Origin of the sequence: Stieleria maiorica, assembly GCF_008035925.1 — a bacterium.
GTDB classification, from domain to species: Bacteria; Planctomycetota; Planctomycetia; order Pirellulales; family Pirellulaceae; genus Stieleria; species Stieleria maiorica.
This window is the reverse complement of sequence record NZ_CP036264.1, coordinates 969,324-988,203: the sequence shown is the minus strand read 5'-3', so window position 1 is coordinate 988,203 and position 18,880 is coordinate 969,324. Positions and strand designations below refer to the sequence as shown.

Below are 18,880 nucleotides of genomic sequence, written 5' to 3'. Positions count from 1 at the left end.
TCAACACAGCATGAGAAAAAACCCACGGATGGCAGCGTGAACCCACGGACCCCTGGCTGATTAACATCCGTGGGTTCGCGCTGCCATCCGTGGGCAAATTCAACACCAACGACCTACCACGCGCTACCGCTTGGCCCGCGGCTTGGGCGGTAGTGGCTTGATCATCACGACGTCGACATCGTTGGCCAGTTGCTTGCCGGGCGTCGTGCGACCGTCGTCGATCGCTTTGCGGAGCATCGCCATCATCGCTGCAACTCGATCGGGATGTAGGGCGATCAAATTCTTTTCTTCCCCCGGATCGCTAGCCAAATCGTACAACTGCATCGGCGGCAGATCGGTCATGTCGTCACGGCCCGGCCGCGGACGACTCCAGCCACCTGAGCCCGGACACACGCACAGCTTCCACTGGCCGTCGCGGATCGCGAACTGCCCGCCGATCGATTGCGAGATGATCGAGTTGCGGGCCGACTGGTCGGCTTTCCCCAGCAACGTCGGCAAGAACGACACGCTGTCTTCGGCCCCGTCGGCGGGAATCGTTGCGCCGGTGATTTCCGCCGCGGTGGCCAGAAAGTCGATCTGTCCGACCAGGTGTTCGGTCCGTGATCCCGGTTTGACTTTGCCGGGCCAGCGGACGACGAAGGGGACGCGGTGTCCGCCCTCGTAGATGTCGGCCTTGTGTCCACGGTAGATGTAGTTTTGGTCGTGCCCGGCGGCTTCGAGTTCACCGATCTTGGCCGCTGGAGAGCACCCGTTGTCGGTGGTGAAGACGATTAATGTTTCGTCGACGATGTCGTTGGCATCGAGTGCATCGAGGACCTTGCCGACGGTCGCATCGACTTGCATGGTAAAGTCGGCATAAACATTGATGCCGCTCTTTCCCCGCCACTGTTCGGTCGGAACGATCGGCGTGTGCGGGGCGTTGAGCGGAAAGTAGATGAAGAAGGGTTCGGGGGCATCGGCATGCTCATTGATGAAGCGGACGGTTTCCTCGGTGATCGTCGGCAGCACGTCGACGGCTTCGAAATCCGCCCCGGCGGGGCCTTTGCGTTGAAACGCCTTTTCGACCGTCGCCTTTTGCGTGGGGACGCGGTTGCGAACGAAGACATAGGGGGGCATGTCCAGCGAGGCGCTGATGCCGAAGAAATAATCAAACCCCAGATCGTTGGGCCCGTTTTGAATCTCGCCTTCGTAATCGACATCCCAGCCCTTCGCATACGGCTTGGAGAAATCGCCACCGTCGTCCGCAGCGCCGCCGCCTTTAAGCGGCCAATCCCAACCCAGGTGCCATTTGCCGATCCCGGCGGTGGTGTAGCCTTGGCGTTTCAGCAGCGATGCGATCGTCAATCGGCCCTGCGAAATCAGCGGCTTGGAGAATCCGCCCAGCACCCCCTTCTGCAAGTGGGTCCGCCAGTGGTAGCGACCGGTCAGCACACTGTACCGCGTCGGCGTGCAAACCGAAGACGACGTGTGGGCGTCGCCAAAGATCATGCCTTCGTTGGCGATCCGATCGATATTCGGCGTAGGGATTTTGGAGTCCGGATTCAGCGCCCCGACATCGCCAAAACCCTGATCATCGGCCAAGATGAAAATGATGTTTGGACGAGTGGCCGAATCGGCCTTTGCGACGGAAAAAAACGGGACATGCACGAACACGCCGACAACTGCCGAAAACGCGAGCGTGGCTATTTTGTGGAGCGAATGAAGCGGGAATGATGGGCGGCAAATGCCCGGCGTCGAGGCGAGAAATTGGACCATCTTAAATTTGATTTGTTGCAATGTGGGTGCTGACTTTATTATGTCACTGGGCGTTCGTACCGATTTCACGCGCCGCCGTGTAAGACGAGTTCGTCGCGCACAAAAAAACCAGAGGATCGCGGTCGGCAAACCGCATGGTGATCCGCTGGCGGCAAGGAACCGAACTCGGTTCCCGCCAATAGTTTCTTCTTTCTCAACCCCCAAGTCAAATCCCAGCGGCAATTGGGCCAACCCCAGGCTGGACTGCGAATTCCTTTTTCCGTTGAACCAAGACACGAAGTCATCGTGGCGACCTTCCGTCTCGGATTCACGACACCGGTAGAAACGACGAGCCAACGGACGCGCAAGGAATCAGGTAGCAACTTCCAATGATCAACACCATTCAATTGACAATGCTGGTCGCCGCAACGTTCGCGCCGACTGCAGTGGCAGTGTCCGACAGTCCAAACGTCGTTTTCTTTCTCGTGGACGATCTCGGCTGGGCGGACCTGGGATGCTACGGCAGTTCGTTCCACGAGACACCCAGCGCGGATCGGCTGGCCAGCGAAGGCGTTCGGTTCACTGACGCCTACGCTGCGTGTCACGTTTGTTCGCCGACGCGCGCCAGCGTGATGACCGGTCGCTATCCTGCGCGAATCGGATTAACGGACTGGATTCCCGGGCGCCGCGACTTTCCGTTTCAAAAACTAACCAACGCGCCGAATCTTCAGCAGTTGCCGCTGGAACAAGTGACGCTGCCCGAAGCGTTGCAGTCGCACGGTTATGCGACCGGGCATTTTGGAAAGTGGCACCTGGGCGAAGACGAGTTCGGGCCGCTGCATCAGGGCTTTGACGTTCAGGTCCCGAAGAACTGGTACAAAGGCTGGCCGCGAGCCGGATATCACGCCCCTTTCAAACTCGACGCACTCGCCGACCAACCGGGCGATTACCTGACGGATCGACTGACCGATGAAGCGCTCCGATTTATCGAGGATTATCGGGACCAACCATTCTTCCTGTACCTGTCTCATTTCGCCGTCCACGATCCGATTCACGGCCGCGGTGATCTGGTCGAGAAGTATCGCCGCAAACTTGAGGAGCGGCAGGCGACAGACGAAACACAGTTTATTCTCGAAGCGAACCCTGACGACGCGGAACCGCTGACTCGCGAAGCACTGGATGAATTGATCCAGCAACCGTCGCACAGCCCTTTCCGCGTACTTCCGCAACGTACCGTGAAAATCAAGCAACGGCAGGATAATGTTGAGTTCGCGGCGATGGTGGAAGCGATGGACGAAAGTCTCGGTCGTGTCCTCAACAAGCTCGAAGAACTCGGTCTGGATGAAAACACAATCGTCATCTTCACCTCCGACAACGGAGGCATGGCGGGCATGAATGTCGGAAATCCTCTAAGACAGGCCAGTCCTGACAAACTGGACACCGTTTACTCCACCGCCAATCTCCCGCTGCGTGGTGCGAAAGGGTGGCTCTATGAAGGCGGTATCCGTGTCCCCGCGATCATCAAGTGGCCCGGAAAGGCCGAGGCGGGTGTTGTCTGTGGCGAGCCGATCATCAGCAACGATTTCTATCCGACCATTCTGCAAATGGCCGATCTACCTCCGCGATCCGAACAGACAACGGACGGCGTCAGTCTGGTGCCGGCGCTGCAGGGAGGTTCACTCGAGCGTGATGCACTCTACTGGCACTTTCCACATTACAGCAATCATGGGATGCAAAGCCCCGGAGGAGCCATTCGTCAGGGTGACTTTAAACTGCTGGAATACTTTGAGAACAACACGGTTCAGTTATTCAATCTCGCGCAAGACATCGGCGAGCAACACGATCTGGCCAAACAACAGCCGGCGAAAGCCAAGAAACTCAGGAACAAACTGCACGCGTGGAGGAAGCAGGTCGGTGCAAATGGGATGGAACCCAATCCAGATTACAATTCCGCCGAGTATCCCTTTGTGACCAATCGAATCCAACGACGATGAATCATTCTGCGGGCTCCGCCACAGCACAGATCCGGCAATGGGCGACTCGGCAGCTTGCTGACTTCGATGCTCACCGACCCAGCATGATGAGTGTTTCTCCTTGCGGACAGGAAATCTTGACAATTAGCTGACCGTTGTCATCGGCGCAGGATGTGTGGATCGACCCTGTGACCCACCACTGGAGGCGGTAGTTTCTTTCGCCCGCGTCGCAAAGTCAAATCCCGACCGGTTGGCACAGCAATTGCTCGATTTGATGGCTGCACAGAAATTGGTAAAACGGGATGGAGAAACGGTTGGTGGACGACCTACGATGTCCTTTCCAGGGGTGTCGCGTTTAGCCCCACGGGCGACGGCCCGGAAGGGCCATCGTACGTGCGAGAAAAGCATCGCCCTAAGCTGGGCGGTCCCTCAAGGCGAGACACCAACACGCGCGCCGCCCCGGTGCGAAGTTTGTCAGAACGATCCGAAACTCAGAGGGAGGAAACGTCATGGCTAACTATGCAATCATCGAAATCGAAGCCGGATTCGAAGTGATCGACTTGCTACCGGGCCAATCGGCCGAAGACGCCGCGGCGGCCCAGGGCGGTGCGTTGGTCGACCCCGGCCCCTACCACAGCTTTGAAGACGCCAACGACGCGCTCGATCAGTTGGAGGTCGTCGAGGATGAAGACTAGCCGGCCGTGGTGGTGATCGCTGATCGGATTCGCATCCGGCAACACGTTCGCTGTTTTCAGATCGCGATGAATGACACGTCGCTGAGTCCCCCTGTTCGGTCTGAATGATCACCTCGGTCTGAATGATCACCGACACCGCAGCGGGCAGATCACGCTAGAATCATGCTCGCATTTGGCCCTTCATTCGATCACCTAGGTAGATCCATGAGAATTATCAACCGACTTGCGGGACTCCCAGTTCTGCTGACGCTCGTGTACACGTTCGCCCCCGCTGACGATTGGCCGCAATGGAGAGGCCCGGAACGCGATGGAAAATCCTCGGAATCAGGACTCCTGGATTCCTGGCCCGCAGCGGGGCCCAAACTACTTTGGCAAACCGACGACCTTGGCGACGGTTACTCGACGCCTTCGGCGGCCGGTGGAATCGCGTACGTGATTAGCAACAAGAGCTTGGCAGCCGAGGAGGTCGTCGCCCTATCGCTTTCCGATGGATCAAAGCTTTGGGCGACCAAGATCGGTCCGGTAGGAAAGAACCAGGGGCCGCAGTATCCCGGCACCCGATCGACTCCGACCATTGATGGCGACAAGCTTTATGCACTGGGCTCCGATGGCGATCTGGCCTGCCTGGATGCCAAGTCGGGTTCGATCAAATGGTCCAAAAACCTGCGTTCCGATTTCGGTGGCAAGCCGGGAAAATGGGCCTATGCCGAATCGCCGCTGATCGATGGGGACGCATTGATCTGTTCACCCGGCGGATCGGAGGCGACGGTTGTGGCGTTGAACAAATCCGACGGCAAACCGATTTGGAAGGCACCGCTTGCGCAAGCCGATGACGCGGGATGCTCTTCTCCGGTTGTCGCGACGATCGCGGGAACGAAGCAGTACGTTTTGTTTCTCTCCAAAGGTGTTGTCGGACTCAAGGCAGAAACCGGCGAATTGCTTTGGCGATACACCGGCACATCGGACAAAGACGCCAATGTGCAGACCCCGGTCGTCAGTGGCAACCTTGTTTACACCGGTGCAGGCCGTGTCGGCGGCGGTCTCGTTCGTGTCTCGGCCGGCGAGTCTGAACCCGAGGAAGTTTATTTCGAACGGACGATGCCCTCGGGAATGGGCGGAAACATCCTGGTCGACGGCCTGCTGTTCGGAACGTCGGGCCCCACCCAGATCTGTATCGACTTCGAAACTGGTGACATCAAGTGGCAAGATCGCGGGATCGGAGCCGCCTCGCTGTGCTACGCCGATGGAAAGATCTTCTCCCATGGCGAGAACAACGATGTCGCCGTGATCGAGGCCACGGGTGAAGGCTACAAAGAACTGACCCGATTCACGCCCCCCGGCGCGCCGACGGAAGTCAAGGGCAAAGCGTGGACCTACCCCATCATCGTCGACGGCAAATTGGTTATCCGCCACGGCGGCACCATTTGGTGCTACGACATCAGCGGATAACCTGATCGCTTCGCACCACGTTATCGCCTGTTAGAGGATCACATCCTCCACACTCCGCCTGGGCGTCGGCTTGACTTCGTTGCCATGCCCCAGGCGCAGCAAGATTTGCGGGTAAGTCTTTCGGCCGATCAGTTCGGCCAATTTGGTTCGCAATTGCGGGACTTCGATCGGTTGATTCAGGTACGACGCGTCGACCGACCAGGACGCGGCGCGGAGCGAGATTTTGGAGAGCGCCTGGCCGCATGCGATCCAATCCCGAGGCGTGTCACCGTCGGTACCGATCACCGCCAACAGCGGTGAGCCTTCGGCAAGCTGTCGGTCCTTGGCCGCTTGCCCGTCGCCCCAGTCGAACGTGCGGACGGCCAGCCATCCGAAATGCGACGCGAAATCACTGACCCCTTGCGAGTAGCCGGGGATCCCATCGCGTCGCGAGCTGGTGTTGGAATGGATCCATTTGGCAAGCTCACGTCGAAAGTGTTTGTCGCCGGCCTGCTGGCGATCGCCTTCACTGATCAGATCGGCGACGGCGTGTTTTTCACGCTCGGCGTGGATCAAATGAATCCATACGCCTTCGGACTTTGCGTCATTGATCCATTCGGTTTGCAACTCTGGATCAACGGTTTGTTTGCTGAAGGGGAACCGATTGGTTCGTCGTTTGGGGATCGCCTCGAACAGCATCTGTTCGTCGTCGCTGGGGACGTGCGGGCCGGCGACCATCACCCGCGCGATCAAGTTTTCCTCACGCCCGATCGGCAGCACACGGATCATCGTGGCCAAACCATCACAGTTCAGCGCGAGTCTCAAGTGGAACAGGGCCGCGCCGCAACTGATCGTCAGTTCGCGGTTATCGGGGTCGACCACGGGGCAGGCCCGTCGCGGATCCGCCAACAGTTCCACTTGACCGGACTTCAAGCGAAACAGCCATGGCTGGGTGTTGTGCCCCGAAGGAGCTTTCACCGCATGCCCCACAGCATCGAGCAGACGCTCGGAGAGGGTTGCGGGTGGTTTTGGATACGCAATCGTGTTCATCGGTTTGTTGCCTGGATTAGAAGCGTGGAATCGCCGAGCAGAAGTCGGCGGACGTTGTCCTAATACGTGGCGGGCAAACCGGTCGTCACACGTTGCGCATCATCGAAGGCTGGACCGATCACCGCCAACGTCGTGTGATCGAAAACCTTTCGAGCAACCTCAGTTTAGCGTCAAACGGTTGGGCGGGGAGACTTTAAATACGCGGTTTCGATGCTCCGTCTCGATCGATCGTCGCGACGTCCGTGAACCGATGTGAAGCGTTTCAACAAATGCCTGTCAGTGTGTCCACGTTTGTTAAACTCGAACCTACTGTAGCTCGCCCCCCAGATAGACCTTGGTGTTCGGGTGGCCATACAGCCGGATCCAATCCACGTACATCCGCGCCGGAAACGTCGCCGTGATTTTTTCTGGTTTGTCGAGTCCCGTGTAGGAATGCGTCCAACTGCCGACCGCGACGTTCAGAATCGGAAAATAGGGTTGGTGATACTCTTGCATCTCCGGGGCGGTGATGTCCCAGGAACCGAACTCTTTGCCGTCTAAGAAAAACTTCATGTGCGTCGGTGTCCATGAGATCCTGTACAGGTGGTAATCCAGGTGCAGGTCCTCCGGTGCGTCGTACCACTCGACCAGACTGGTCTTTTGTTCGCCGACGCCGGCAAAATGCAAGGCGCAATTGATCTTACGATGCTGAAGTCCACTCTCGATGCCATCCTTGCCCCCGATTTCCAGGATGTCGGCTTCGCCACACTTGGGCCACACGGTTTCGGGAAAGCTGTTGCCGAGCATCCAGAACGCCGGCCAAATTCCGTCGGCCGTGTCGGGCAACTTGATCCGCGCTTCCAGGTCTCCGTACTGGAACGCAAATCCTCCTCGGGTGTGGATCCTCGCCGAAGTAAACGCGTTTCCCTGATAGGCTTCCTGCCGAGCTTGGATGACTAAGTTGCCATCGCGGACGTAAGCGTTCTCGGGTCGATCGGTGTTGTACTCCAGTTGCCCATTGCCGAAGCCGTGCCCACCCACGTCATGCGTCCAGATCGTGCGATCGAGCGCCGGTCCATCAAACTCGTCCGACCAGAGCACCTTGCCCGCCTCAAGCCCCTCTCCAGGGGAAGGCACCGACAACGCGAGGACGGCGGACACAACAAAGCAACAGCGAACGCAGGTTAGCAGGCAAACCGACAGATCGTAGTGATGATTCATGCGGAAGCTCCAGGGAGGAAAGAAAGATGCGTCTCCACCGATCAAGTACGCTATAATCTACGCGATAACCAAGGGGCACCTTGGAGTAAAGCCGTGATGAAGCTCGCTTCCACTTTGTTGCTGGCGTCGCTGGTGTTCGCGTTGATCAACCCGGTGGCGGCGCGCGCTGCGGTGGTGACCAACGGATCGTTTGAGATTCCAGACATTCCGGACACCAGTGCTTTCGACTTTTTCTTACCCGGGCAAACCATCGACGTGGGATGGGTCGTCGATTCGGCATCGGCGTCGGCCGTGCTGGTCACCAGAGCGTCACCACCGACGGCGCTCGATGGCGACCAATCATTGATCATGGGGACGGCGCCCGACGTCGCTACCATTTGGCAGGACCTCACGCTCGACGCGGATTCTTATCAGCTCTCGTTCCAACTGGCGACCGCCGATTTGTCGGACGACGCGAGCGTGCGGATCGACATCGTCCGCGGCGTTAACTCGATCCTCGGCGGAGGCAGTGTGTTTGACGTGCCGACCGGCAGCGGGTTTGTGACCAAGACGATGAATTTCAATACATCCAGTGCCGACACCTATCGTCTGATCGTCCGCGGCGAAAACGGATCGCCCGCGGTGGATGCCTTTTCGATCCAGCAGATCACGGCGATCCCGGAACCGTCGTCCCTGCTGGTTTTGGCCGCAATCGGCACGGCAGCGGTGACGCGACGCCGGCGTTGGTCGTCTGCCTGAATACAAAACACCTGGCTGCACGCCGCACTCCCAGCATGATTGGCCCGATGGGCGGGCAACGCTACTTCTTTGTCGGCACGGCCAGCCCGGCGATCGGCTGGATCTGGGGGATCGGGTCTCCCAAATCGTGCAATGCCTGTTCGACGGCTTCGTGTTGGACGAGCGACTTAATGAATCGCTCCCGAGTCGTGTTCTTGGCGGTCGCGCCCAATAGTTCGATGTCCCACTGAACGGACATGCTGTCGTCGCCTTGGTTGACCTGCACGATCGATTCGACGCCGTCGTTTTGAAGAATCGCCTTTCGGATCGCGCCGGCCATGGCATCGAGCTTTTCTTGTCGCGAAGCGCTGACGACGAACTGGCCCGTGCTGACGCTTTGCCGCGTGGTGTCGGCAATCTCGGGAATCGCATCGAGCCGTTTGAACGTCATCACGCCGTTGTCGAACACCATTCCGAACAGATCCGAGGGCACGGCGCCGCAGGGCAATTGTTGCGTGCCGCACATCTCGGTCGGACAGGGGCTGAAGGGCAGAAAGCCGATGTACCGCCAGCCGTACAGTCGCTTCTTGCCGCAAGCGTCTTTGCTGATCACCGATTCGTAGTACCCGATCGGTACGTTGGTCGCCGCGACGACAAACTTCTGTGTGCTGCCCGTGACGGCGCCGCCGGAGTGCTTGGCCGACGGAATAAAGCCCGCGCCCGCCTTGGCCAAGTCGGCGATCGCTTTGACGTTTTCATCAAACTGCGAATCCAGCTCCTGGTTCAGCGACGTCAGGTTCCATCCGTCGGTCAATCCGACCGACACGTTGGCCGTTCCCAATCCAGGACGCACGTCGATCGAATACTCCTCGGAAAAGTCCGGCAGGTATTCCAGGGAGATGGCAACGAACTCGTCGCTCGGCGTCGTGGTGGAAACCTTGCCCTGGGTCACGACGCTGCCGCCCGGTTCGACCCGCAAGTACGGCTTGGGGCGGTAGTACCGGATGCCGGTATCATCTGGACCGGGCGCCTGGCGGACTCGCACCCGTGGCGCGCATCCGCCGCAGATAACGGTTGCCGCCAGCAAGGTTGCTGTCACGACCGATCGGGCCGCGCAATTGTGACGCATTTCTGTCTCCCATCCATGGTTCGACAAAGTAGGTTCCCACGGGGGGTATCGGTCCCGGGGGGAGTGTTGGTTCACCCGCAGCGAGTGACCGGACTGTCAGAACAGTTGGTGGGATTGGACGAATGATGTCGGCGGTAACGATCAAGCGATACGACCAGCTGAGCGCGGACCAGTGGCGACGCGTCGCAGTGACCGCCAAGCGTCATGTCAAACAGATCACGGGACAGTCATGCGAAATCGGAATCGGCCGAAAGTACTCCGCCGGTAAACCCGCGGGGCGGCAACTTGCGATTCGGGTCTATCTGCCCAAAAAACGCCGCCGCGTGGCGAGGGCCAAACAAGTTCCCGCGCACTTTAAAATCCGGCTGAAACGCAGCGACGGCAAATTCGATCGGCTGCGGATTCGGTCGGACGTCGAATCACTCGGCGACTATGTCCCCACCGGCGCTCGCGTGAACGTCGGCCGGTACAGCGCGACGGCCGGGTTCTTGTTGCGCTGGAAACATGACGACGGCGAAATTCGATGGGGACTGGCCACGGTCGGCCATCTGTTTGACCAGACCCGATTGCGAATCGTTTCGGTTCGGGTGAATCCGACGGTCACCTTTCGGTGCCGACGCTTGAAGACGCCGCCGAAACGCAATCACATAGACCTGGCGGTGTTGGAGATCATCGGCGACCAGAATGAGACCGAAGCGAAACTCCTGCGTTGCGGTCTGATCGAAAGCGTCCATCCACCGGCAATTTCGTTGATGAGTGTTCGCCAAGTGCACCGCGCGGTCATGGGGCATCGACGCGGCCGCACCTATCCGCCCGACGGCGATCGTGACTTTGTCGGCGAAGAGGTCTTTCCGGACGGATTTCAATTGGGATCGCGAATCCTGGAGGATTGTGTCCGCGTCGGCCGTTCCCAGATCGACACATTTCGCCAGGGCACGTCGGGTTCCGCCTGGAGCATCGGGGCTCGACCGGCGTGCTTGCAAGTCGGCGGCAAAGAGACGGATTTCCGCGAAGGCATCGGCCAGCCGTTTGACCTGTGTTTGAAGTGGATTCGGTCGTCGATCGCACCGTCGGCCGACGTCGTCGCAGTCTGGTGATTGTGGCGTGGAAGAGGGGGCCGCCGATGAATGATCGGGAAGAGTCGTAGCGGAAGTCGCCAAGACTTTCGGCGATTCGCCGAGGCCGAGCGAAACGCTGGGCGGCCTGTTGATTTAATCCGATCACAGGTGGGATCTGCCGTTTCGCGCAAGCGTACGGGCCTTCGCGCAAGCGTACGGGCCTTCGCGCAAGCGTACGGGCCTTCGCGCAAGCGTACGGGCCTTCGCGCAAGCGTACGGGCCTTCGCGCAAGCGTACGGGCCTTCGAACGCCAAGAAGACGCACCGTTGCCCGTAGGCTCGCGCCATACGGCTGATCAAATCAACAGGCCGTTGGCGAGTTCCGCTACTGAAAAATGCGATAACGACAGGCTGGAAGCCTCTCCCACGGGGATCCCTTTCAGCGCAACCAGGCGTCCAGGTTTCGGGTGACGAATTCGTCGTCGGTCAAGTGCGGGTAGGCGTTGTAAACGCGATCGATTTCTTCGCGTTGGCCCGGCGAGAGTCGTTCGTCGGGATCCAGGCACCGGGGACTGCGCAACAGGCCCTGACGGAACAGCACCTCTTGAATGCCGGCGATGCAACCGGCAAACCCGCCCGCGGCATCGAATAATGCCGCGTTGCAATCGGTCACCTGCGCCGCCAACGTCAGCAATCCGCGTTGCATCTGATCCGACTGACGGGCACTTTTACAGGTCTGCAGCAGTTCGACGGCCTTTTGAGTCCAGCAGGCCCAGTGCCCCAGCAAACCGCCGACGATCTGCAGACGCTTCGCGTAACCGTTCATTCGGATTTCATAGTCGGTCAACAAATCAATCACGATGGTGTCGTCGTTGCCGGTATAGAGTGCGACATCGTTCCCGCGACGTGCCTCGGCGACCGCGCGAACGACATCCAGTGTCTTGTATCGATCGAACGGCGAAATCTTGATACCGACCAGGTTGGGCAACCCCGCCAACCGTCTCCAAAAGTCCAGCGACAAGATTCGCCCGCCGACGGCCGGTTGCAAGTAAAACCCGAAGATCGGAATCCGCCTCGCGACCGCCTGACAGTGCCGAATCAATTGATCATCGCTCGCGTCGGGCAGTGCCGCCAGCGACAACAATCCGATGTGATAGCCGAGATCCCGGGCCAGTTCGGCTTCAAGCACCGCCTGGTCGGTCGGGCCGCAAATCCCGGCGATCAAGACCGTTTGCCGGTCGCTGGCCGCGTCCAGCTCCCGTGCCGTTTCCGCCGCCAGGCTGAGCACCGGCCGGAGCAGGTTGTGCTGGGGGGCACGAATGTGAAACTGCGTGGTATGAACGCCGACCGCCAAACCGCCGGCGCCGGCGGCATGGTAGTAGCGTGTCAGGGCGCGTTGGCTGCGCTGGTCAAAGTTCCCATCGGGATCGAGCGCCAGCGGATGCGCGGGAATCACAATGCCGCCGCGAATCGCCTGGGTCACCCAGGAAGGAGGCATCGGAGCGTCCGGGTTGATTCCATCAGAAGGCACCATCACGAACCTCAAAGTGCGTCGGTTTGCCCAACAGCCGTCCGCCGTGCTGCACCCAATCCGCCGTCCAGCGGATCACCTGCTGCATCGGTGTCGCCGGGGCACCGAGCAGTTCGCTGCACTGCGAGGCATTACTCAGCAGCGCCGTCTCGGATTCCTGGCCGCTGAATCGGACGCTGCAATTCATCAGTTCAGCAAACCTGGTGGCGACCTCGCGAACCGAAAAGGTTTCCACGCTGGTCAAGTTGATCGGTCGGGGAGGCGACTCGGCCAGCGGCAACGCGCGGAGGATCAAGTCGTTTGCGTCGCCTTGCCAAATGCAATTGAAATAGCCTTGCGCCAAGTCGATCGTTTCTCCGCGGGCGACTTTGGTGGCCAAGTCGGTCAGCACGCCGTAGCGCAGATCGGTGGCATAGTTCAAACGAATCATGGCAACCGGTGTACCATCCTGACGCGAAAAGTGATCGAAGATGCGTTCGCGTCCGACAGCCGCATAGGCATATTCTCCGACCGGAGCGAGCGGATCGGATTCGAGTGAACCACCGCGGTCGATCGGCGAGAACGGATAGACGTTTCCGGTGGACAATGCGACGAAGGTGGAGGTGGGATAGCGTTGCATCGCAAGCGCCGGGGCGATTGTGTTGACGGCCCAGGTGTGCGACGGATTTTGCCGAGTTCCGAATTTCGACCCGACCAAATAAACGATCGTGTTTGCGTCGGGTAATTGCGACAGGGAATCCTGGCACAGCAAATCCGCGGCGATCGTTTGGACTCCATACCCCTTGAGCCATTCGCGCGCGGCCGGGTCGGAGAACCGGCTGACCGCGACGACGTGGGCATCGGCGCCGGCCTGGTCGATCGCGGCCTGCGCCCGGGCGGCCAAGGTCGGCCCCATCTTGCCGCCGGCCCCGAGGACAACGATCGGACCGGAAAGCGACGCGGCAAATTCAACGAGTTCCGCCGACGGCGCCACCAACAACGTCTCCAACTGCGATTCGTCTTCGATCCGATCGGGCAGGCCGGCGGTAGTGGTCATGCGGTGTCGTGGTTGGGTCAGTGGGAAGGGCTTCCAGACTCTCGGCGGCCTGTGGGTTTACCAGGCGCGACGCGTGAGCGAAAGGCCGCGTAACGCTCCTCGCTCGCGCGTCGGGATAGTTTACGCGAACCAGTCGTCGACGATGCGGCCGTGAACATCGGTCAGACGAAAATCGCGTCCGGAATAGCGGTAGGTCAGTCGCGTGTGGTCGATCCCCATCAGGTGCAGCACGGTGGCGTGCAGGTCATGAACGTGAACGCGTTTTTCCACCGCGTGCATGCCAAAATCATCGGTCGCCCCGTGCATCACCCCGCCCCGGACGCCGCCGCCGGCCAGCCACATCGAAAAACCGGTGTGATGATGATCGCGACCCGCTTTCTTGGGATCTTTGTCTTTATCGACCTGGGCATAAGGGGTCCGTCCGAACTCACCTCCCCAGATCACCAACGTGTCGTCCAACATCCCGCGGCTTTTCAGGTCTGCCAAGAGAGCCGCGGTGACTTGATCGGCGTCGGCACACAGTTTTTCGTGGCCGGAGTTGTTGTTCCGGTGGGTGTCCCAAGGCTGCTTGCTGTTCTTTTTCACATAGAACACTTGGACGACCCGGACGCCGCGTTCGAGCAACCGGCGACCCAACAAACAACTGCGGCCGAATTCGGAATCCCCGTAGGCCTGACGCGTCCGTTGGCTCTCACGCTCCAGATCAAACGCTTCGGACGCTTCACGTTGCATCTGGAACGCCATCTCCATCGACCGAATGTGCGTTTCCAAGGAAGTTTCGCCGGGACGTTGCTGCCGGTGAATCTGATTCAGTTGCTGTAGCAAATCCAACTGCTGGCGCTGGTCGGATCGTGACAGGTGCGGGTGGCGGATGTTGTGAATCAACTTCTCCACGTCGGAGTGATTCGTGTCGATCTCGACCCCTTGGTGCTGTCCGGGCAAGAACGCGTTGGACCAAAGTTGCGGACCGACGACGGGCAATCCGGGTGAGAGTGCGATGAACGAAGGCAGATTGGCGTTTTCGCTGCCCAGACCGTACGACAACCACGATCCCATGCTGGGACGCGTCGGCTGTTGGTGCCCGGATTGCATCAACAACAAGCCGGGCTCGTGATTGGGAACGTCGGTGTGCATCGATCGCACGACGCACAAATCGTCCGCATGGTCGGCCAACTTGGGGAACAGCTCGCTCATCACAACGCCGCTTTCACCGTGAGCGGCAAACTTGAACGGTGACGGCATGTACCCGCCGGCGCGGTTCTTTTTGTCGACCGAATGGTCGTTGGGAGATTCACCGGCGTGCTTGGCCAGCATCGGTTTGGGATCGAACGTGTCGACGTGTGACGGCGCGCCATTCATGAACAGAAAGATCACACGTTTGGCGCGTGCGGCGTGGTGCAACCCGTCGCCGATCGCAAGATCGCCGGAGAGCACACGGTCGGATGCCAACGCCGACATCAATCCAACGGACCCGAATCCGGCTCCGCTGCGAAGGAACAGGCGACGGCGGGAAAAGGAATCGTGCATGATCAATCCAACATAAACATTTCGTTGCTTATCAACAGCGTCTGCGCAAGGCCGTTCCAACGCTCGTCACTTCCATCGGCGACAAAGTTCTCCGCAAGGCCGAGTTCTTGGTCGCCGGGTGGTCTGCCGTAAAGTAACCGGTAGGCAAACTCGATCCGCTCGCGATCGGTCTGCCCGCCGTGACGGATCCGTTCGGCGAGCTTTTCTGCATGGTGAATCAGGAATGGGCTGTTGAGCAAAAACAGTTTTTGTAGCGGAGTGGTCGTTTCGTGTCGGCCGGGACTGTGCGCGTTCGGGTCCGGGAAATCGAACCGTGCCAACATCGGGTTCAGATCCAACCGGCTGACGTGGCTGTAAACCGTTCGCCGCCCCGTTGCTGTGTCTTGGGGATCAATCGACCGGCCACCCATGGTCGTGTCAAGTCGGCCGGAAGCGGCCAGGATGGCATCCCGATAGCCTTCCAAGCTCAATCGTCGCCGGGGCATCCGCCAACGCCAGCGGTTGTCCGGATCGACCTCGGATTGGGCCGAATCGATGTCGCTGCTTTGTCCATAGGCGGATGACAACACGATTTCCCGTTGCAGCCACTTCAACGACCATCCCGCGTTCATGAATCGAACCGCCAGATCATCCAGCAGCAACGGGTGGGACGGTGGGGCGCCGAGCGAGCCGAAGTTGCTGGGGGTTGCCACGATCGGCGTTCCCATCAATTGGTGCCAAACGCGATTGACGATCACGCGGGCGGTCAGCGGATTGGAGGGATCCGCGATCGCGTCGGCCAGCGCCACGCGGCCACTGCCGTTTTGGAAATCATCGCTTGGTGGATCGTCGTTGTCGACGGTTTCACGGCCTGTTGAATCAACAGGCCGTTCCAGCACGGTCAAGAAACCTCGCGGGACCGATTCGCCCAGACGTTTGGCGTCGCCGCGGATCATCACCTTCAAATCGCGCGGATTCCCTTCGCGAACGATGTGCATGGCGTCTTGCGGTTTTTCCGCTTGGCCTGCTTTTGTTTTGACCGAATCATCCAGCGGCCGATTGAACATCTCGGTGCTGGCGAACACGCCGGCGATTGCGTAGTAGTCCGTCGTGGGCACGGGATCGAATTTGTGGTCATGGCAGCGGGCGCAGGCGACGGTCAGCCCCAGCAAGCCACGTGAGACGGTGTCGATGCGATCCTCCCATTCATCGGCCATCACCTCCGGATCGCCGCGACGGTAATACTTGGGTCCCAGCCCGATGAAGCCGAGCGCGACATGTCGGTCCGGGTCGTCGGGGTGTCTCAGGTCCGCCGCCATTTGATCGCTGACGAATTCGTCGTAGCGCATGTCGTCGGCCAAGGCGTGGATCACCCAATCGCGATACAGGTACGCGTTCGGGTAGGTCAGCGAATCATTGTTGCCGACGATGTGCGCCTGGTCTTCGGCGAACCGCGCGACATCCAGCCAAATGCGCGCCCAGCGTTCGGCATGCTGGGGTGACGCCAACAACCGGTCGACCACCCGCAGCTTGGCGTCAGGAGTGTGGTCGGCGTTGAAGGCGTCGACATCATCGATCGTCGGCGGCAATCCGGTCAGATCAAACGTGACGCGTCGCAACCACGTCGCCTTGGACGCCGCCGGGTTGGGAGCCAGCCCGTTCTGGGAAAGCCGAGCCAGCACAAAACGGTCGGTTTTCGTCGCGGCCCACGACGATCGGTCGGTGTCGTGACCTTCGATCTCATCGGGTTGATGCAACGTGGGCGGGCTGAAGGCCCAAAACTGTTTCGCTTGGTCCCAATCGATTTCCGATTCTGTGGTCGGTTCGCGATGTGGATCACTCGAGCCGTCGAGATCCGGCATGGCGGCGCCGGATCGAATCCATGTTTCGAAATCGCGGATCACACGCTCTGGCAACGGTTCATCGGGTGGCATTTCCATGCCATCGTATCGCAACGCGGTCAGCAGCAAGCTGGCAGCCGGTCGGCCGGGTGAAACCGCCGCCCCCGAGTCGCCTCCGCGCAACATCGCTTGGGCATCGTCGACACGCAAGCCTCCCTGGATCAAATCGGCATCGGACGAGTGGCACTCGTAACAGCGGGAAACCAGGACCGGACGGATCTTTCGTTCGAAAAAATCGATCGATTCGGCGTCTCGCTCCGCGGCGGGAACGATTCCACTGCCGCAACAGGCCAAGGCCAGCAAGGCGCTTGTCAAGACGGATGCTCGATGGACGCTGGGGGTAGGCACGACGGCGGCACCGTGGTGTGGAGGGGGAGGGCTGAGGCGGGAAGAACATTGTACCGCATCAGCCAACCGTGCGTGCACCCAATCTCACGTCCACAGGCGTCGGCGTCTCGCCCCCTCAATGTACGATGGCTCTTCGTACGATGGCCCTTCCGGGCCGTCGTCCGCTAGCGCGCCCCGCGCGCGGACCTGAAAAGGACGTCGTACCTTCAATCCGCCAGCCGCCGCTGCGATGTACGATGGCCCTTCCGGGCCGTCGTCCGCTAGCGCGCCCCGCGCGAGGACCTGGAAAGGACGTCCTAACAGCGATCCGCCGACCGTCCCTTCCCCCGGATCGATCAGATGTCCGAAAGTGTCATATCAAACGGCGGCAGCGGGATTTCCGGTGTCAGTGGGATCTCTGCGGAAGGGCCTCCGAGGGGACAGAATTCTTGTTCGACATCGCCGGCATCACTCCGGACGATCACTTTCAGCGGTCCGCTCAGGCTTTTGTTCTTGTAGAAATTTTCCAACAGACGGATGGCCGAACCGGTCAAGCGTTGGCCTTTGCTCATCAGCAACGTGCCCGTTTGGCAGCGAATGTCCTCGGCCAGCACCATGCCTTGGACGACTTCGTGGAAGTTCAGTTTGACGTGTCGGAAGTTCCGCTCGCGTTTGACAAAATCGTCCAGCGCGGCGAAGAACGTCGGGTCATAGGCCGCTCGGTTTTCCTTCAACTCGTTCAGTGCATGCAGCGGGCTCTCGCAGAACCGTTCTTTCAGGTCGAAGTCGATGGCCAACTTCAACACGCGACATTCGATCGGAACCGCGATGCCGTCCACCGTGGCGACGTTGATGTCGACGTTTTGAAACTGGATGATTCGGGAAACATGTTCCATCCGTGGGATCGCATTGAGCAGGTCGGCGGCCAGTTTGGGATGTTTGGCAAACTGCCGTTCTTCCTCCACGGCGATGCTTTCGCCGTCAAGCTTTTTCTCAAGCACCTCGGTGGGTAGGGTGACACAACCGAGGGAGGAAAGCATCGCAGCGATCTCCAACTGCCATTGGTCTCGGATCGGAACGCGTTTCAAAATGCCGTCAACGATCGCGCGGACGCGTGCCGACTGGCCGAACGCCAACGGGCTGACCAAACCGAGCACTTCGCTGAGCACTTTGACGCTGCCGTGCAGTGTGCCTTCGACCAATTCTCGTTCCGCCGCGATCAGGGCGTGTTGCCGCAGCGCGGCGTGAAGCGCTGCCGCAAGATCTTTCCCGCTGCAGGGTTTGGCCAAGAAGCGAAAGATGTGGCCTTCGTTGATCGCTTCGATGGTCGAATCGAGTTCCGCGAATCCGGTGAACATGATCCGGACGGTGTCGGGCGAGACCTCTCGGATGCGTTTGAGCAGTTCAATGCCATTCATGGCGGGCATTCGCATGTCGGAGACGACGACGGCGAACGGTCCCTGTCGGTCGATCAACTGCAAAGCTTCTTCGCCGCCGAGCGCGGTGGTTAGATCAAAGTCATCGCCCTGCTGACGCACGATTCCGCCCAGCAGATTCGCGTCATCGTCGACGAACAGGATTCGTTGGTTACTCATC

At 59.7% G+C, this 18,880-nt stretch carries 14 protein-coding genes; 5 read left to right on the top strand and 9 right to left on the bottom strand.

The window, feature by feature from the left end:
* Positions 1–123: 123 nt before the first annotated feature.
* Entirely contained in the window at positions 124–1,647 is a 1,524-nt protein-coding gene (locus Mal15_RS03105) for a sulfatase family protein (protein WP_261344632.1), read from the bottom strand.
* Between the two features lie 476 nt (positions 1,648–2,123).
* Between Mal15_RS03105 and Mal15_RS03100 the strand changes: the two genes are divergently transcribed.
* The 3 genes from Mal15_RS03100 (at position 2,124) to Mal15_RS03090 (ending at position 5,851) form a co-directional block, all read left to right on the top strand.
* On the top strand, positions 2,124–3,728 hold the full coding sequence (locus Mal15_RS03100) for a sulfatase (RefSeq protein ID WP_147866420.1): 1,605 nt from the start codon (positions 2,124–2,126) through the stop codon (positions 3,726–3,728).
* A 488-nt stretch (positions 3,729–4,216) separates the two neighbouring features.
* Positions 4,217–4,402: a hypothetical protein gene (locus Mal15_RS03095; RefSeq protein ID WP_147866419.1), complete on the top strand. Its 186-nt coding sequence runs from the start codon at positions 4,217–4,219 to the stop codon at positions 4,400–4,402.
* 204 nt (positions 4,403–4,606) lie between these two features.
* Positions 4,607–5,851: a PQQ-binding-like beta-propeller repeat protein gene (locus tag Mal15_RS03090; protein ID WP_167546614.1), complete on the top strand. Its 1,245-nt coding sequence runs from the start codon at positions 4,607–4,609 to the stop codon at positions 5,849–5,851.
* 30 nt (positions 5,852–5,881) lie between these two features.
* Here the strand turns inward: Mal15_RS03090 and Mal15_RS03085 are convergent, their stop codons facing one another.
* Entirely contained in the window at positions 5,882–6,880 is a 999-nt protein-coding gene (locus Mal15_RS03085) for an Acg family FMN-binding oxidoreductase (RefSeq protein WP_147866417.1), read from the bottom strand.
* A 306-nt stretch (positions 6,881–7,186) separates the two neighbouring features.
* Positions 7,187–8,080 carry a glycoside hydrolase family 16 protein gene (locus tag Mal15_RS03080; protein ID WP_147866416.1) on the bottom strand — a complete coding sequence of 298 codons (894 nt, stop codon included), beginning with the start codon at positions 8,078–8,080 and terminating at the stop codon, positions 7,187–7,189.
* Positions 8,081–8,176: 96 nt separating this feature from the next.
* Here Mal15_RS03080 and Mal15_RS03075 point away from each other — a divergent pair, with 96 nt between their 5' ends.
* Complete coding sequence (locus tag Mal15_RS03075) at positions 8,177–8,818, top strand: PEP-CTERM sorting domain-containing protein (RefSeq protein WP_233903249.1); 642 nt, start codon at positions 8,177–8,179, stop codon at positions 8,816–8,818.
* A 61-nt stretch (positions 8,819–8,879) separates the two neighbouring features.
* On the opposite strand, the gene Mal15_RS03070 is transcribed toward Mal15_RS03075, so the two are convergent.
* Positions 8,880–9,926 (bottom strand): hypothetical protein, encoded by a 1,047-nt coding sequence (locus Mal15_RS03070; protein ID WP_147866414.1) that lies wholly within the window; start codon positions 9,924–9,926, stop codon positions 8,880–8,882.
* A gap of 122 nt (positions 9,927–10,048) precedes the next feature.
* Here Mal15_RS03070 and Mal15_RS03065 point away from each other — a divergent pair, with 122 nt between their 5' ends.
* Complete coding sequence (locus tag Mal15_RS03065; RefSeq protein ID WP_147866413.1) at positions 10,049–11,023, top strand: hypothetical protein; 975 nt, start codon at positions 10,049–10,051, stop codon at positions 11,021–11,023.
* A 399-nt stretch (positions 11,024–11,422) separates the two neighbouring features.
* Here the strand turns inward: Mal15_RS03065 and Mal15_RS03060 are convergent, their stop codons facing one another.
* The 5 genes from Mal15_RS03060 to Mal15_RS03040 form a co-directional block, all read right to left on the bottom strand.
* On the bottom strand, positions 11,423–12,481 hold the full coding sequence (locus Mal15_RS03060) for a dihydrodipicolinate synthase family protein (RefSeq protein ID WP_147866412.1): 1,059 nt from the start codon (positions 12,479–12,481) through the stop codon (positions 11,423–11,425).
* A gap of 22 nt (positions 12,482–12,503) precedes the next feature.
* Complete coding sequence (locus tag Mal15_RS03055) at positions 12,504–13,550, bottom strand: NAD-dependent epimerase/dehydratase family protein (protein ID WP_147866411.1); 1,047 nt, start codon at positions 13,548–13,550, stop codon at positions 12,504–12,506.
* 120 nt (positions 13,551–13,670) lie between these two features.
* The gene (locus tag Mal15_RS03050; protein WP_147866410.1) at positions 13,671–15,077 is read right to left on the bottom strand and encodes a DUF1501 domain-containing protein; all 1,407 of its coding nucleotides are present in this window, start codon (positions 15,075–15,077) and stop codon (positions 13,671–13,673) included.
* A gap of 2 nt (positions 15,078–15,079) precedes the next feature.
* Positions 15,080–17,272 carry a PSD1 and planctomycete cytochrome C domain-containing protein gene (locus tag Mal15_RS03045; RefSeq protein ID WP_167546612.1) on the bottom strand — a complete coding sequence of 731 codons (2,193 nt, stop codon included), beginning with the start codon at positions 17,270–17,272 and terminating at the stop codon, positions 15,080–15,082.
* 368 nt (positions 17,273–17,640) lie between these two features.
* Positions 17,641–18,879: an HD domain-containing phosphohydrolase gene (locus Mal15_RS03040; RefSeq protein WP_147866408.1), complete on the bottom strand. Its 1,239-nt coding sequence runs from the start codon at positions 18,877–18,879 to the stop codon at positions 17,641–17,643.
* Between the last annotated feature and the right edge of the window lies 1 nt (position 18,880).